Source organism: Paenibacillus sambharensis, assembly GCF_003233845.1.
GTDB classification, from domain to species: domain Bacteria; phylum Bacillota; class Bacilli; order Paenibacillales; family Paenibacillaceae; genus Paenibacillus_I; species Paenibacillus_I sambharensis.
In genome coordinates this window covers 22,759-39,614 of sequence record NZ_QKRB01000041.1, presented here as the reverse complement: position 1 = coordinate 39,614, position 16,856 = coordinate 22,759, and the positions used below count along the sequence as shown (strand labels likewise).

Sequence of the window (16,856 nt, the reverse complement as noted above, 5' to 3'; positions counted from 1 at the left end):
AAGATGTACCGCGGGGATTAGCATGTATGAACAAGGAGTGAGGTTATAGGATGAATCGGACAGGAATCGGAGAACCAATGGAACCGGGCGCATCAGGCCAGGAAGCGCCGGCGATCCTCGGAATCGGTACGGCGCTTCCCCCGCACAAGCTGGAGCAGAAGGAGGCGGCGGGCAGGCTTGCGGAGGCATTCGGCAGCCAGTCGGATACGGGCAGGTGGGTCAGGCGGCTGTTCAGGCAGTGCGGAGTCGAAACCCGGTACACCTGTGAGCCGGACCTGCTGCCGGCTGCTGCGGGCAGCCGCTATCTGGGCGATCCCTTGACCTTGAAGGAGGGGGCTCCAACTACAGCGGAACGTATGGCGGTTTACCGGCGTGAAGCAGTACCGCTTGCACTTCAAGCGGCGATAGGCGCAATGGACAGCTCCGGCACTGAACCGGAGGCTCTTACCCATCTGGTAACGGTCAGCTGTACGGGACAATGGCTGCCGGGTCTTGAAACGGAGCTGATCAAGCAGCTTGGTCTGCGGCCTGATATTATGCGGATTCCGCTTACCTTTGTCGGCTGCGCTGCCGGGCTGAAGGCAATCGGCCTGGCCGGGCATATGATGGCAGGCCATCCGGGCTCCCGCATCCTAATTGTCTGTGTTGAACTTTGCACGCTTCACCTTCAGCCATCGGGAGACCGTGAGGCGCTGTATGGCGCTTCTTTCTTCGGGGACGGCGCGTCAGCTTGCGTCATAGGCTCTGCCACACGTAATTTAACCCCGCGTGACCGGGGAATATTCCGGCTTGAAGACAGCCGGTGTGTTCTGTTTCCGGATTCCGAGGGCGAAATGACCTGGGATGTAGGCGGTCACGGATTTGATCTGTATCTGTCTACACAGATTCCCAGGCTGCTTGGCAGGTTTGTTCCTGCGGAAGTCATCCAGGTGCTGGGTGAAAGAGACAGACCGGATTTTTGGGCGGTGCACCCGGGCGGTAGAGGGATCGTAGACATTATTCAGGAAATGCTGGCACTCTCGGATGAGCAGGTGCATGCCAGCCGGGCGGTGCTGCGTGAGTACGGTAATATGTCATCCGCCACCATCTTGTTCGTGCTGGAACAGATCAGGCAGACGCTGCAGGGAGAAGGCAGGGAAGAGCATACGGAAGGGATGGCCGTGGCCTTTGGACCTGGACTGACAGCCGAGCTTGTCCGCATGACCTTTATTCCCCCTGTATCGCGACAATCTATAGCGGATAGAGAGGTGGCGGTTTATGCCCCTCTTTAAGACGTTCAGGCAGCGGGCGGTAAGAGCAGAGCTGATGGATGATTTTACGCTTGGGGGCGAGGAGCTTAGAGCAGCTCTTCAGAAGCTTCGGATTTTGAATACCGTCTTTCTGGCAGCATCACCAACTCTGCACGGGGTTCAGAAGCTGTGGCAGGAAGCGGGAAAGCCCGGTGAACTATCGATTCTGGATGTCGGAGCCGGCTCGGGTGATGTTAACCGCAGGCTGCTGAGATGGGCTGACAGCTGCGGATTACAGCTGCGGATTACGCTGGCAGACGTAACAGAGGAAGCGTGCGAGGAGGCAAGGGCTTACTACCGGAGCGAACCTAGAGTAAAGGTGACCCGCCGGGATCTATTCGAGCTTCCGGAAGAGGAGGCGGACATTGTCACAGCTACCCAGCTCATCCATCACTTCGATGAGCACGAATTACCGGCAGCAGTCCAAGCAATGCTGGCAGCCTCCAGGATCGGGGTAGTTATCAACGACATACACCGCCACTGGATTCCATGGGCTGCGGTATGGACAGCAGCCCGGCTGCTGACAGCCAACCGGTATATCCGGCATGACGGCCCCTTATCCGTGGCGAAGGGCTTCCGGGCGGAGGACTGGAGGAGACTCGGCTCGGAACTGGGACGGCCCGACCTTTATTTCTCATGGCGGCCTCTGTTCCGCTATGCGGTAGTCATAAGCAGTCCGGCTGTGCAGGCTGAAGGATGGGGGATCAAACGTGGTTCAAGAGTTTGATGCAGCTGTACTGGGGGCTGGGGTAGCCGGGGCGTCTCTTGCGAAGACGCTGGCTGACAAGGGGTGGAACACGGTCCTGATCGACCGTAAGACATTCCCGCGGCATAAGGTGTGCGGCGAGTTTATGTCGCCGGAGTCCATCGGTCTGCTGCACGGGTTGCAGCTTGAGGATACCGTATCGGCACTGAATCCGGCACGTATAACGAAGGCCAGACTAATCTTTCCGAACGGCCGGATTATAGAGGTCCCGCTCCCTGGAACGGCGCTTGGTCTTAGTCGTTATGCGCTCGATACCACTCTTCACAAGGCGGCTGTCTGTTCAGGCGCCAGCCTGCTGGATGGACATGTCGTACAGGCGATATCCCAGCCTTCGGCTGGGGAGGGCTTCGCCATTCAGCTGCGGCACAGCGGAGAAATACAAACCATAGAAGCCCGCACAGTTGTCAGCGCGATGGGAGGGAGCGTTCCGGCAGGCCTTCCCGGACACCGGCGGCTGCCTGATAAGGGTGAAGGCTATATTGGGGTAAAAGCGCATTATGACAATATGGCGATCGGATCGGCAGTAGAACTCTATATTTTGAAGGACGGGTATCTGGGGCTCAGCCCGGTAGAAGACGGGAAGATCAATGCGGCAGCGCTGGTCACATCCCGGCTGGCCAAGGAAAGCGGCAGCTCTGCGATTCTGATTATGGAACAGTTCATCGACATGCACCCTCCCCTGCGGAAGCGGATGAGCCAGGCAGAGCTCATACCTGGCACGGCAGCGGCAGTATTTCCGGTTCATATCGGCTCACGCCCGCAGATTTGGGACCGCATTCCGCTTGCGGGCGATACGGCTGCCGTTATCCCGCCGCTGTGCGGAGACGGAATGGCAATGGCGCTGCGTTCCTCGCAGCTGTGTGCCGGCATGGCTGACCAGTTCCTGCGGGGCGAGCTTTCGTATGAGAACTGGCGTCAAGCCTATACGCATGCCATCCGCAGTGAGTTCCTCCGTCCGCTGAACTGGGGGAATATGCTCCACAGGCTGCTTAAGATGCCTGCTGCCGCGTGGGTGCTTCCTCAGCTGGCAAACACAGTTCCTGGCTTGTCGTCCCGGCTGGTTAGAGCAACCCGCTTATAAGCTTGTGGCTATCTGCTGCGACGCGCATCTTAGTCAGATGAATCGTTTTCCAGTAATTTGAATCCAAACGCACGGTGAACCGTATATCTACTTAATACTGGATTGGAGGCGTTCTTGGATGATTATTACGACAACACCAACGATTGAAGGAAGACCGATCTCGGATTATGTTGGCATTGTGAACGGCGAAGCGATCATGGGGGCGAATTTTGTCCGCGATTTCATGGCTTCTATCACCGATATAGTGGGCGGGCGATCAGGCACCTATGAGAACAAGCTGAAGGAAGCAAGGGATTTGGCGATCGGGGAAATGATTGAGCAGGCAAGACGTATGGGTGCGAATGCTATCGTCGGCATTGACATCGACTATGAAGTCGTTCGTGACGGCATGCTCATGGTTGCGGTAAGCGGAACGGCTGTCAGGGTGTAAGGAAATAGAAAGGCGGAGCTGCTCTTGGTCCATCAGGACCCGGGCAGCTTTTTTCGTTGAAACTTTTTGCCGGAGGCTATCGTCCTTATCGTGACAGAGTTAGCAAAAGTATCCGTTATGGCAGAGAGGGGTTAGTACAAAGGTGAATGCAAATAAGCAAAAAGGCAGGCAGATGCGGCTTGGAGTGCTTACGCTTCTGCTGCTGTTCTTATGCTGCGCGGGTGTCTATGCCCCGCAAGCATCAGCAGAGCCGGCCGGTTCCGGCATTGAAATTGAAGCTGAGGCAGGCATTCAGGGCGTAATCAAGGACGGACGGTGGACACGTCTTCAGGCGACCTTGACGAACAGGACGGACGAGACGGTCAAGGGAGAGCTTGTATTTACAGCAGCTGATCCGGACAGCGGCCGCAATATAGACTACTCCACGCTTGTCGAGCTGCCACCGGGCACCCCGATCAAGGTGGACATGTCCATTCCCGGTATGTCCTTCAACAAGGACAACAACCATCTGTCCTTCTACGAAGGAAGTGCGGAAGCGGGCGATGCCGTCAAGCTTCTGACGAGCAAGCCCTATATCAAAGCAGCCGCCGTGCAGCAGACGACGATTGGAGTGGTGGCCAGGGACCCGGATACGCTTAACTTCATGCCGCTTCTTAACCAGAAGGGGTATGACATCAAGATGGTCCCTATTGATGAGGAGCAGCTTCCGGAAGCGGCGATGCAGCTTGAGGCAGTAGATATCCTCCTGCTGAGCGATGTGGCAACGGGATCCTGGGATGAGCGGAAGGTCCAGGCGGTGCTCGGATGGGTAGAGCGGGGCGGCTGGCTGGCGATTGCCGGCGGCCCAAGCTACGCGAAGACCGCTGAAGCGTTCCGGGATGTTATGCCTGTGATTCCGGAAGGAACATCCGTTCTGAAGACGGCGGATACGCTTAACATGATTGGTGCTGCCAAGCCGCTGGATCTGGACAGCCAGCCGACGGTGTCCACCGGTAAGCTCAGGGAAGGCCAGGTCAGCATTTCGGAAGGCGGGATGCCGATCGCCGCGCATACTTCTTATGGCAGCGGCCGGATCATCTACACCGCCTTCGATCCGTCGCTTGAGCCGTTCGCTTCATGGAGCGGTTCTCCTGCCCTCTGGGCGTTCATCCTAGGCAGCCAGCATGCTTCGGATATGCTGGGCGGCTTCCTAGGCGACTATACCTCTCCTGTTAATTATTGGGAAATCAGCAGCCTGCTCAATTATTTTCCTTCCATACAGCCTCCACCCGTAGGCATGCTGATTATTTTTTTTCTCATCTACGTTATTCTAGTGGCGCCAGCTCTATATCTTCTCCTCAAGGCAGTGGACAGACGCGGTTGGGCATGGTGGATTATACCGCTCGTTTCGGTTGCCAGCAGTGTTGTGATCTTCTACGCAGGGGCCGATAACAAGAACCAGATGATGGCACATAACGTGCGGACTGTAGAGCTGGACGGGAGCGGAGGCGCGAAGGAATCCTTATATGCCGCGATGTTTGTTCCGGATGGCGGAAGAGTTGCCGTACAGTTTGAGCCTGAGGCATCTGTCGTCCCATTCCCGGAAGAAACCGGTTTTGGCAGCTTGGGAAGAGCAGAGCCCAGCAAGAAGGCGGATACATTGATTCGTACCGGAAGTGACGGGAATGAGGTTGTGTGGAATGGCGTACCGTACTGGTCTGTCAGGAAAATATGGATTGCCGGGAAGGACACGGAGGAACAGGGGATGCTTGAAACAGCGTTCCAAGAGAATAACCAGCAGCTGGAGCTCCAGGTGACGAACCGGACAGGCAGCAGCCTGACTGATGTCCATTTGCTGCTGAACGGCCAGGCTTATCCTGTTGGCGACCTGCAGGAAGGAGGCTCTGGCTCGGTTCAAGTCGCGCTGACCGGGAATCAGAATGCCGGCTATTATGATTACGGAATACAGATTTTCCCCTACCCGAGTGGCGCTGATCCCTTTATTAGGGAGAGAAGACTGTTAGACTGGTATATTAACAACAGGCGAGGGGCATTTCCGATGCAGGCTCCTATGCTGGTCGGATTCAGCAAGCGGGAGGATGCTTCTCTTATAATTAACGGAAAGGATGTAGCGTCGGATGATGTCACGATGTGGACACAGCCACTAAACACGAGTACCGCAAACGGTAAATATGTCGTGTTTCCGGGTTCCATTGCGCCAGTTATCCGTGATACTACCATGCAGAGCTACTCCTACGATCATATGTCGGCTACCCTGGATTTGACGGAAGGCGAAATGACGTTCGAGTATATGGTCCCTGCTAGGAACGGAGTAGCAGTGGAAGAGCTGGACATATACAACTATGAAGCGAAGGCCGGAGCAGTTGTAACGATCGAAATCCGCAATGTGAAGACCGGCAAGTGGGAGCAGCTGGATTTGAGTGCTTCCAAGATATCTCCGCCGGGGAAAGCGGTCGACTATATAAGCGAGACAGGCGGCGTGCTCATGAGGCTCACATCATCCGGTAAATACAGATATGCACTTCCTTCAATAGGGCTGAAAGGAACGGTGACAGGTTCATGAGGACAGCAGCTGAGCGTAAGCCGGACAGCGGCGGGAGGGCTGACGGGCCGATGATCGAGATCCGGGCTCTGAGCAAGCAGTTTGGGCAATTTCACGCTTTAAAATCTATCGATTTAACCATCGCCAGGGGCACGGTATTCGGATTCGTTGGTCCTAACGGGGCCGGAAAGTCAACGACCATGTCCATTCTGGCGACCCTGATGGCCCCAACCTCTGGCACAGCCAAGGTAGGCGGCTATGATGTTACGGAGCATCCGAAAGAGGTCCGCAAGCTGATCGGCTATATGCCGGATTTCTTCGGTGTATATGACCAGTTCAAGGCAATTGAGTATCTGCATTTCTACGCGGCAAGCTACGGCATTCCCAAGTCCGAGCGGGACCAGCTGATTCCGCAGCTGCTTGAGCTGGTCAATCTGACGGACAAGAAGAATGCTTATGTCGATACGCTGTCGCGGGGAATGAAGCAGAGATTATGCCTTGCACGCAGCCTTGTCCATGATCCCGAGCTGCTGATCCTGGATGAGCCGGCCTCTGGTCTCGACCCGAGAGCCCGAATCGAGATGCGCGAAATTCTCAAGGAGCTCAAGACGATGGGCAAGACGATCATTATCTCCTCTCATATTTTGCCCGAACTGGCCGAGATGGTGGATGAAATCGGTGTTATCGAGCACGGCGAGATGGTGGCGCAGGGCAATGTGCAGGACATCCAGAACCGGCTGCGAGTGAAGCGGATACTGGTTATCCGGACGGAAGGAAGGGAACAGGAAGCCGAGGATTATATCCGGGAGCATCCGCATGTCAAGCGGGTCAGCCGGGATGATAGAGGCATACATGTTCATTTCGGCGGGCATGACGAGGAGCAGGCGGATCTGCTGCACGGGATGATCCAGCACGGGTTCCGGCTGATCTCGTTCAGTGAGGCACAGACCAATCTGGAGGATGTGTTTCTTGAAATCACGAGGGGAGGCGGCGGCACCGAATGAGCAGAACAGAACGGCAGTCTTGGCGCAACAAATTGATCAACCCGGTGCTGAACAAGGAGTTCACCCTGAGGATGAGGACGCCGCGCTCCATGTGGGCGCTGCTTGCTTATCTGATCGCAATCGGAACGCTTGCATTAGGCTTCATGTATGTCACCCAGATGGAATCAAGCGGTGGCGGCAGCTTCGACCCGAACGCGAGCCGCATTATGTTTTACTTTATCAGTATGGTACAGCTGGGCCTGATCGCTTTTATGGCGCCGGGATTAACAGCGGGCGTTGTTAGCGGTGAACGGGAAAAGCAGACCTTGAACCTACTGCTGACTACTCAGCAGAGCTCGGCCACCATCATTATCAGCAAGCTTGTCTCATCTCTCAGCTTCATGTTGCTGATCACCGTGGCCACGCTGCCGGTATACAGCATTGTCTTCCTATTCGGCGGCATCTCGCCTGCACAGCTTGGAATGGTATTCCTGTTCTACCTGTTTACAATGCTGGCGATTGGCTCGCTCGGAATTATGTTCTCCACCTTGTTCAAGCGGACGATGATCGCCGTTATTGTGACTTATGGCGTGATGCTGTTCTTGTTTGGAGGTACGGCGTTCCTGTATCTGGTGCTGCATCAGATCATGGAGAGTATAAACCGCAGCTCAGCCTCGCCGGTAGATTTCAGCTGGATTGGATATATTCTGGGGTTAAACCCGGCAGCAGCCCTGTACAGTGTGTTCGATCCCAGCATTTCCAGCACTGTCTTTCGGGCCGGCTGGACAGGAAGCGGGCAGCAGAGTGCGCCGATTCAGCTGTGGCAGGAGTTTCTGCTGGTCTTTACCGTCATAACCGGTGCGTCTATTGCAGTGAGTATCCGGTATATCCGTCCTCGCCTGAAGAAAGCAAAAGACTAGGGCAGAGCGGCTGTTTCATAGAGGGAGGGCGAAATGATGGGCGATACGGCTGCCAGTCTGAAGCAGCAGATTCATAAGGTGCGTGCAAGAATGCTGATGCAGCAGTCCGTCAGGCTCACCGCTTGCGGACTGCTCGCCGGCAGCGGCTTCGCGGTGCTACTGCTGGCGGCCGCCAGGCTCGTTCCCATTCCTTATGCGGTATGGACAGCACTTGCCGGAATGCTGCTGCTCACCATTGGCGGATTATTCTGCTCGCTGTGGAAGGGAGTCAGCGAGCGTGAAGCTGCACGCCTGATGGACGCCGGAGGGACTGATGATGCCATCTGTACGGCGCTCGACATGCTGGAGGCGGACAGTGCGGTTGCCCGTATGCAGCGTGAGGATGCGCTTGTGGCGGCGGCTGGCTACAACGCTGAACTGCAGCGGAAGCTGCCCTGGCCCTCTGGCAAGAAGGCGGTCAGCTTTGCGGGCGGAACAGCCGCCTTGTGCGTGGCTGCTGCGGTGCTCATCATGCTTCCGAATCCGATGGATAACCGGATAGCGGAAGCGGCGGCGGCCAGGCAGGAGCTGGTGAAGCTTGAGCAGAAGGTGGATAAGCTGCAGGAAAAGCTGGACGAATCCGAGCTTGCGGATGAGACACGTAAGGCGCTGACGGAGCCGCTGGAGCAGCTCAGGAACCGGCTCGGAGAGCTTGATAAGCCAGATGAAGCGCTGTCCGAAATGGAGGATGCTGCCCGCCGCTTGGAACAGCTTGCAGCAGATCTGGACATGCGCAAGCAGGAGCTTCGGAAGTGGGCAGAGCAGATGAAGGAATCACCTCAGCTCTCCAAGCTGGGACAGGCGCTCGAGGATGCGGACAAGTCCGCATCCAAGGCAGCGCTAGAAGAGTTTAAGCAGGATGTGAAGGAGCTGACGGCGGAGCAGCGTAAGGCGCTTGCCGGGATGATGAAGCAGCTGGCTGACAATATGCCCCCATCCGGCGGGCAGGAGATGAAGCAGGCGCTGGAAGACGCTGCGGAAGCCTTGATGGATGAAGCTGCTGGTGAAAGGCTGGCCGAGGCTATAGGAGAGCTTGATGAGGCACTGGCTTCTAAATTGGCTGCAGCGGGAATGGAAGGTCTGGCCCGGGAAATTGCGGGGCAGCTGGCAGACAGCAGTCAAGCCTTGGCAGTTGCGGCTGGCAGCGGCAGGGCGTCTGCAGCCAGCGGCGGCGGCCAGGCCGGAACAGGCGGCAGCTCAGCCGGGAACGGTTCTGCTGCAGCAGGCGATGGCAGCCAAGGGTTCGGGAATGGCACGGGGTCCGGAAGCGGCACGGGTACCGGAAGCGGTACGGGCTCTGGGAGCGGTACGGGGTCCGGAAGCGGATCTGGAAGCGGAAGCGGATCGGGTACCGGGAGCGGTGCTGGCTTCGGCAGCGGCGGCCGAGGTCTCGTCACGACTCCCCGCTCGTTGACCGGGGAAGGTACCGTGGAGAGCGATGCAGGACCGGTAACCGGCGGCCAGGTTCAGAAGGGCGGCCAATCTCTTGTGTACGACGGCGGAGCCAGGAGCTATGAGGAAGTATATACCGAGTATGAAGCGGAGGCACGGGAGGCGCTCTCCCGCAGTCCGCTGCCGCAATCCATGCAGCAGCGTGTCCGTGATTATTTTGACGAAATTCAGCCAGAACGTTGACAGGCTGCAGGAGGTTGAAGTGATATGATACAATCCAAAACCGAGGTACAGGCAGCGGTCAGCCGGTTTGACCAGATCAGGCAGGAGATCGGAAAAGTCATAGTTGGCCAGCAGGAGACTGTGGAACAGCTGCTGTGGTGTCTTGTAGCAGGCGGCCATGCTCTGCTGGAAGGGATCCCGGGACTTGGCAAGACCATGCTTATCCGGACGATCGCGGACACGCTTGATCTGCAATTTTCCCGCATTCAGTTTACACCTGATCTTATGCCTTCAGATATTACGGGAACCCAGCTTGTCGAGTTTGGAACAGAGGGGCGAACGTCTTACCGGTTTCAGCCCGGGCCGATATTCGGCAATCTGATTCTTGCAGACGAAATTAACCGGGCAACGCCCAAGACGCAGAGCGCGCTGCTTGAGGCTATGCAGGAGAAGACGGTAACCGCGGGAGGGGCTACGCACAGCCTGCCGCAGCCTTTCTTCGTGCTGGCAACGCAGAACCCGGTTGAGCAGGAAGGAACTTACCCGCTGCCGGAGGCGCAGCTGGACCGGTTTCTGCTCAAAATAAATGTCTCCTATCCAAGCCGGGAGGAGCTGAAGGAAATTGTTCAGCGCACAACGTCGGCCGAGCAGGCGGCAGCTTCCTGTGTTGGGGATGCCGAGCTGCTTAAGACAGTTCAGGCATACGCCAAGGAGGTCCTGCTAGCAGAGGAGGTTCTGGAAGCTGCCGTGCAGATGATCCTGCTTTCTCACCCGCATGAAGCAGCTGCACCGGACCTTGTGCGCCAATATGTCCGCTATGGATCGGGCCCGCGCGGTGTGCAGGCGCTGGTGGCGATAGGGAAGGTGAGGGCTCTGCTGGCCGGAAGGCTGCACGTTTCCCGCCAGGATATCCGGGAAGCGGCGGTGCCAGTTCTGCGTCACCGGCTTGTGCTCGGCTATGAGGGACTGGCTTCTGGGATCAGCCAGGATGAGATTGCCAGGCAGATCATTCAGACAGTGGAGGCGGGATGGTGACAGACGGAGCTGGAGAAGCGGTAAAAGGACAGGCGCCAGGAGAACTGTTTCCGGATTTGTCGCTGCTTCACAGGCTGGAGCGGATGACGATTGCTTCAAGGAGCCGGGTAAGGGGAACGATGCAGGGGAAACGGAAGTCGAATGCACTTGGCAGCTCGCTGGAGTTTGCCGATTACCGCGCCTATACCCCGGGAGACGACTTCCGCCGGATCGACTGGAATGTGTATGGACGCACAGGCAGAGCGTATATCCGCCAGTTCTGGGATGAACAGGAAATTGCGGTCCGCTTGTGGGTGGATGTTTCCCGTTCCATGTGCTTCGAGTCCGCTGAGCTTCCCCCGACTGGATCTGGCGGACAAAAAGGGATGCTCGGCATGCACAGCACGAACAAGCTGCTGTACGCCCTGCGCCTTGCCGCCTGTATCGGCTATGCGGGGCTGGCGGGCGAGGACAAGGTTGAGGCTGCCATATTCGAAGACCGGGCTGTAAACAGAATGCCTCCGCTCCGCGGCCGCGGTTCTGCAGCCCGGCTGTTTGCGTTCTTGACCCAGGCGGCTGCTGCGGCAGATGCAGCCCGGGAACCAGCCGTGCAAGGGAACGCAGCCTTGAGCGAGCCTTTCCGCCTTCCTGGAGTGATGCCGAGGACACCCGGTCAGAGCTGGGTGTTTACCGATGGTCTATATGAATCGGGGATCGAGGAAGCCTTGTCGGCGCTCACGGCCGCCAGACAGGATGTGGTGTTCGTCCACGTGCTTGGGCCGGGTGAGCTTAAGCCGGAACTAACCGGCGAACGCAGACTGATCGATGTTGAGACGGGCAGCGGCAAGGAAGTGGCTGTGGGGCCGGCTGTCTTGAAGGCCTATCAGGCTGCTCTTGCGGAGCACTGCGAATATATACGCCAGCTGTGCTCCGCCTGCGGGTGTGCATACATACAGGTGGATACCGGGGTGCCATTCGCTGAGACGGTCCTCAAGCAATTCCATCAGCAGGGATTGCTGAAGGGATAGTGGAAGAGTGGACCGGCGGCCGGAGCAATGCCCGCAGAGTAAGCCGTTGGCTGCAACACAAGCCGGAAGGAGGGTGGACACATGCAGATCGGTTCGATGGCATCATTATGGTTTGCTCTATCACTGCCGCTTATCGTGCTCTTATATATGCTGAAGCGCACCTATGTGGACACAACTGTATCAAGCAGTCTGCTGTGGAGGAGAGTTCTAAGAGAGCAGGAGGCCAACCGGCCGTGGCAGAGACTGAGGAGGCAGCTTCTTCTGCTGCTGCAGCTGCTTGCTGCCGCGCTGCTGGTCCTGGCTCTGATGGAGCCTTATGTCGATGCCGCGGGCGGCGTTACAGAGGATCCGGCCGTCCTTGTCCTGGATGCATCGGCTAGCATGAGCGGCGCGGACGGGGAGAGCGTTGAAGCAGGCAGCTATTTTGCAGCTGCCAAGCTGGCGATGAAGGAATGGCTTGACCTGCAGCCGGCTGATAAGCCTGTAACCTTAATCAAGGCGGGGGCAGAGCCGGAAATCATAGCAGCAGGCGGACAAGAACGCGGGTTGTCAGCTGATCTTATTAACGGGTTGGAGCTGGAGTTCGGCTCCGCCGATTTACAGGCTTCCCTGTCACTGGCCGATGCGGTCCTGAGGGATGAGCCGAAGGGCAGCATCCTGCTTTTTACAGACCGTACCGGCAATCAGATGGCAGCAGAGACTGTTCACCCTCTCTCCATTATCAGCATGAAGGGGTCTACAGAAGCAGACAGCTTTACGAACACAGCTATTGCGGGCTTCGGTATTCAGCCTGAGTCCTCCGTTAACCAATCGGACCAGACAGGACTGGTTACGATTATTAACTACGGAGACCGGCCAGCCAGCGGACGATGGCATATTTATACCAGTGATACGTCCCGGCCGGTCCATACAGAGCCATTCACGCTGCAGGCGGGCAAGCGGCATTCTTATAAGGCTGCAGATCTGCCCAAGGCTGATTACTATAAGGCAGTGCTTGATATAGAAGACAGCTACAAGCTGGACAATACGGCTTATGGCTTTCCCGTATCGTCAGGCCTGCCGAGAGCACTCCTTGTGAGCAGCGGGAACCTCTTCCTGGAGAAGGCGCTGCGCCTTGCCGGAGTCCAGGTTGTCCTGGCTGACCCGCAGCGGTATGAACCGGACGGCAGCACGGCAGCTTCTATTGACTGGATCGTCATCGACAGTGTACCTGACCACTCTCTCGACTCGGCTGCATGGCAGGAGCTCATGAAGCATAAGCCGATATGGCGAATATGGTCGGCCGAGCAACCGCCTGCTGGAGCGAAGGGTATAGAGCCCAAGAACGGGAGCATCGAACGGATGGAGCATCCGGTCACCCGGTACCTGGACATGAAGGATACCCATATTGCACAGCTGGCAGAACCGATTCCCGGGGCTCCCGGCAAGCCGCTGTTAGTCTACGGGACCGTTCCGGCCCTGTACGCGGGGATGACGGACGGCAAACCCGGCATTGTATTTGCCTTTGATATCAGGGACTCAGATCTGCCGCTGCGCCCGGAATTTCCGATCCTGATTGCACAAGCAGCGGAATGGATGAACAGCGGACTTGTGTCTCACCTGGGACAGGCGGCAGCCGGACAGCAGCTGGAGATCAGCATGAATCCTGCGGCATCTGCGGCTGAGTGGGAGCTCGTTGAAGCGGTTCCCGGCTGGAAGGGGTCAGAGGCTGCCGCCTCAGCCTATCCGTCTGATCTTCAGCAGGACGAAGACGGAGCCTTGTCTACTGTTCAAGCAGCTCCCCGCCATCCTGGTCTGTACAGGCTGGTGGAAACAGGCCCGGGCCGTGAGACATTGGGCTCCAGACTGCTCGCTGTTTCTGCTGACCCGGCAGAGAGCAGGCAGGCAAGTGAGACGGGCAGTATGCCAGGATTGGTTCAGCCGGGACCTGAGAGTCCTGATGCGGGAGCAGATGCAGGCAGCGAAGCTGAAGCCGGCATCACCGGGGATGAAGGAGGCAGCAGCACGGGTGCATCTGGACATGAACAGACAGAAGCTGCAGAGAGCGGCAGCAAGCTCATGCTTGCACCATGGATTGCCGCGCTTTTACTCATCCTGATGGCACTGGAATGGGGGGTGTACCGGCGTGGGAGTGCAGTTTGATCAGCCTTTGGCACTGCTGCTCTTCATTCCGGCTGCTGTCTTTATTTACTGGACCATCTGGTCTGCACAGCGCTTGACAGGATTCAGGAAGGCGGCAGCTGTCGTTATCCGGTCGCTGATTGTCATTCTGCTGATTATGGTGACAGCCGGTATGCGGCCTTATGCTGAATATGAACACCGGGATATCGTCTTTGTCTCGGACCGGTCGGCCAGCATGCAGGCGGGCACAGCTTTGGGAGAGTGGATCGTGTCTGCACTGGAAACCAAGGATCCCGCAGATCGGGCTGCCGTTGTCTCTTACGGACTGCAGGCCATGGTCGAACGGACGTTGTCAGCTGAACCAGCCAGCACCTTCCCGTTCCGGGCAGCCGTCAATGATTCGTTCAGCCATGCCGCAAGCGGTCTGCAGCTGGGGGCAAGCCTGCTGCAGGGAGGCGGCCGGCTTATTCTCCTCTCGGACGGCGAGGATAATGTCGGAGATCTTCTGAAGCAGGGCAAGCGCCTTGCTGAGCAGGGAATCATTGTGGATGTTGTAACGTACCCGGCAGCTGAGCGTATGGATGCGGCGGTAGACTCCCTGACTGTTCCGGCTTCCCTTAAGCTTGGCGAAAAATTTACATTAGAAATTACCGTACAGAGCACGATATCCGGTGAAGCCGAGCTGCGGCTGTATGAAGATAACCGGGAGAAGGCAGTTGAGACGGTTGTATTGGAGCGAGGCGAGAACAGGTTTGCGCTGCAGAGTGTGGCGACCGAGCCTGGAATTCACCGCTACAGGGCTGAGATTAATGCAGCTGAGGATGAGCAGGCAGCCAATAATGCTGCCTATGCATTCAGCCGTGTGGATGGTCCTCCGAAGGTTCTGATTGTTGAAGGGCAGAGCGGCAGCTCCGCCAATATCACGCAAGCGCTTAAGGCTTCACTGATACCATACGAGCTCATACTCCCAGAGCAGCTTCCCGCCGAGCTTGCCGATTACGCCGGGTATGACAGCATCATCCTTCATAATGTTCCCGCTACACGTATAGCCGGAGGCCCGATGAAACATCTGGAGACCGCGGTCAGAGATTATGGCATCGGGCTTATGATGCTGGGCGGGGAAGACAGCTACGGACTTGGCGGGTACTTCAAGACGCCGGTTGAGCGTGCGCTGCCGGTCCATATGGAGCTTCAGGGCAGGCGTCAGCTGCCGTCCCTGGCCTTGATCCTGGTCATTGATAAATCAGGCAGTATGCAGGGCGGTAATATGGAACTGGCCAAGGAAGCGGCACTCCGTACTGTAGAGTTGATGCGGGATCAGGACACCGTAGGAGTGGTTGCCTTTGACGGCTCGCCGTGGTGGGTAATCGAGCCGGTTAAGCTTACCGAGAGGGACGCGGTGAATAATGCCATTCAGGGCATTCAGGCTGACGGCGGCACGGAAATTTATCCCGCGGTAAGCACTGCCCTTAACCGGATGCTTGATGTGGAAGCCGAACGCAAGCATATTATTCTGCTGACAGATGGCCAGTCTGCAGGCAACTCCGGGTACCAGAAGCTTACGAACACGATGGTAGAAGAGCAAATTACGATGTCCACGGTTGCCGTTGGGGATGGTTCGGATACAGCTCTGCTGTCCCGGCTTGCTGAACAGGCGAAAGGCCGTTACTACTTTACGAATGACCAAAGCACGATACCGGCGATCTTCAGCCGTGAAGCCGTTATGATGTCGCGGACTTATATTGTAGAAAATCGTTTCACGCCAGTGCTGGGCAGCGCAGGCGGCTGGCGCTACCTCTTCGAGGGCGGGGTTCCGGCTGTTGATGCGTACGTAGCCACAACGGCTAAGGATACAGCGGAATCGGTGCTTGTTACGCCTATGGGCGACCCGCTGCTGGCAAGATGGCAGTTCGGCTCCGGCCGGTCGGTGGCCTGGACCAGTGACGCTCAAGGCAAGTGGGCCGGAGATTGGACGCAGTGGCCGGAATTTCCGGAGGTGCTGGTGCAGTGGGTGAAGTGGACATTCCCGCAGTTCACGAGCGATCCCTACCAGATCAGCGCGCAGCAGTCCGGTCAGGATACTATGCTGGAATTCCAGGCTACTGGCGCCTCGGACTCAACTATTCCTTCGATTTCGTCGGTTATTACCGATGAGCTGGGGAGCCGGCTTGTCGTTGAACCGCTGCCGGCCGGCGGAGGGAGCTACACGGCAACTCTTCCTGCAGCAGCTCCTGGTGTCTATATGGCACAGATTCGTGAGCACACAGAAGATACCGTGGCCGGCAGCCCAGATGATGATGATAAAGCGCAGGAGTTCGAGTCCGCTGTGACGACCGGTTTTGTCGTCCCCTATTCGCCTGAATACAAGCTGACTCCCGAAGACGGGATTGCCAGACTGAAGCAGCTGGCCGAACTGACTGGCGGCCGGGTTCTGGCGGCTGACCGGCCGGAAGAAGCATTTGGTATACCTGCTGAATCCAGCAGAGAGTGGCTGGACATATCCCGGCTGCTTCTCCTAGCAAGCCTGATCCTGTGGCTGCTTGACATTGCTGTACGCCGGTTATCCTTGCCTTGGGATCGAATTGGAGCCTGGTTTGCCTTGCTGTTCAGGCGCCAGGGACGGCTGGCCCGAGAAGGCCCTGCAGCGGGAACTGACGTGCTTGCCAGGCTTCAGAACAGCAAGAGCAGGTCCGTTCGGCTGCCAGGCCGTACAGAGGAACATGGACGAACAACCGAAGCGCAGAGGGATACGGTCAGGCAGCAGTCCGGGCTTCACAAGACAGCCCAAGCCGGCATGCCAAACCCGAACCCAGAGCCGAAGTCAGAGCCTAAGTCAAAGCTCAAGCCAGAATTCAAGCCGGAGCCCAAGCCTAAGCGTGATTCGACGGCTGACGAACCATCCGCCGACGATAAGAGCGGAAGCAGTACCATGAACCGGCTGCTTGCAGCCAAGAAGAGAGGCAGACCGTGAAGCGGGCCGCCTGTTTGAACCGATGCCGGTCAGCACGGTTTCAGACGGGCGGCTTGTT

12 protein-coding genes are annotated in these 16,856 nt (G+C 57.4%); all 12 read left to right on the top strand.

Annotated features, from left to right (window positions below; all coding sequences use genetic code 11):
- Positions 1 to 50: 50 nt before the first annotated feature.
- Positions 51 to 1,271: a type III polyketide synthase gene (locus DNH61_RS08545; RefSeq protein WP_245948054.1), complete on the top strand. Its 1,221-nt coding sequence runs from the start codon at positions 51 to 53 to the stop codon at positions 1,269 to 1,271.
- Entirely contained in the window at positions 1,258 to 2,016 is a 759-nt protein-coding gene (locus tag DNH61_RS08540) for a methyltransferase domain-containing protein (protein WP_111146241.1), read from the top strand. Before DNH61_RS08545 ends, DNH61_RS08540 begins: the two co-directional genes overlap by 14 nt.
- Positions 2,000 to 3,136 carry an NAD(P)/FAD-dependent oxidoreductase gene (locus DNH61_RS08535; RefSeq protein ID WP_111146240.1) on the top strand — a complete coding sequence of 379 codons (1,137 nt, stop codon included), beginning with the start codon at positions 2,000 to 2,002 and terminating at the stop codon, positions 3,134 to 3,136. The genes DNH61_RS08540 and DNH61_RS08535 overlap by 17 nt, the downstream gene beginning before the upstream one ends.
- 118 nt (positions 3,137 to 3,254) lie before the next feature.
- On the top strand, positions 3,255 to 3,566 hold the full coding sequence (locus tag DNH61_RS08530) for a YbjQ family protein (RefSeq protein ID WP_111146239.1): 312 nt from the start codon (positions 3,255 to 3,257) through the stop codon (positions 3,564 to 3,566).
- A gap of 142 nt (positions 3,567 to 3,708) precedes the next feature.
- Entirely contained in the window at positions 3,709 to 6,129 is a 2,421-nt protein-coding gene (locus DNH61_RS08525; protein ID WP_146240969.1) for a DUF7408 domain-containing protein, read from the top strand.
- A gap of 50 nt (positions 6,130 to 6,179) precedes the next feature.
- A complete protein-coding gene (locus DNH61_RS08520; protein WP_111146316.1) occupies positions 6,180 to 7,112 on the top strand; it encodes an ABC transporter ATP-binding protein in 933 nt (310 codons plus the stop codon).
- Positions 7,109 to 8,011, top strand: a complete 903-nt coding sequence (locus DNH61_RS08515) for an ABC transporter permease (RefSeq protein WP_111146237.1) — start codon at positions 7,109 to 7,111, stop codon at positions 8,009 to 8,011. The genes DNH61_RS08520 and DNH61_RS08515 overlap by 4 nt, the downstream gene beginning before the upstream one ends.
- A 33-nt stretch (positions 8,012 to 8,044) precedes the next feature.
- Entirely contained in the window at positions 8,045 to 9,685 is a 1,641-nt protein-coding gene (locus DNH61_RS26285) for a hypothetical protein (RefSeq protein ID WP_181438625.1), read from the top strand.
- Positions 9,686 to 9,709: 24 nt separating this feature from the next.
- On the top strand, positions 9,710 to 10,699 hold the full coding sequence (locus tag DNH61_RS08505) for an AAA family ATPase (protein ID WP_111146236.1): 990 nt from the start codon (positions 9,710 to 9,712) through the stop codon (positions 10,697 to 10,699).
- Positions 10,693 to 11,706: a DUF58 domain-containing protein gene (locus DNH61_RS08500; RefSeq protein ID WP_111146235.1), complete on the top strand. Its 1,014-nt coding sequence runs from the start codon at positions 10,693 to 10,695 to the stop codon at positions 11,704 to 11,706. The genes DNH61_RS08505 and DNH61_RS08500 overlap by 7 nt, the downstream gene beginning before the upstream one ends.
- An 81-nt stretch (positions 11,707 to 11,787) precedes the next feature.
- A complete protein-coding gene (locus DNH61_RS08495) occupies positions 11,788 to 13,848 on the top strand; it encodes a vWA domain-containing protein (protein ID WP_111146234.1) in 2,061 nt (686 codons plus the stop codon).
- Positions 13,832 to 16,798, top strand: coding sequence for a VWA domain-containing protein (locus DNH61_RS08490; RefSeq protein ID WP_111146233.1), 2,967 nt, complete (start codon positions 13,832 to 13,834; stop codon positions 16,796 to 16,798). Before DNH61_RS08495 ends, DNH61_RS08490 begins: the two co-directional genes overlap by 17 nt.
- Positions 16,799 to 16,856: the final 58 nt, after the last annotated feature.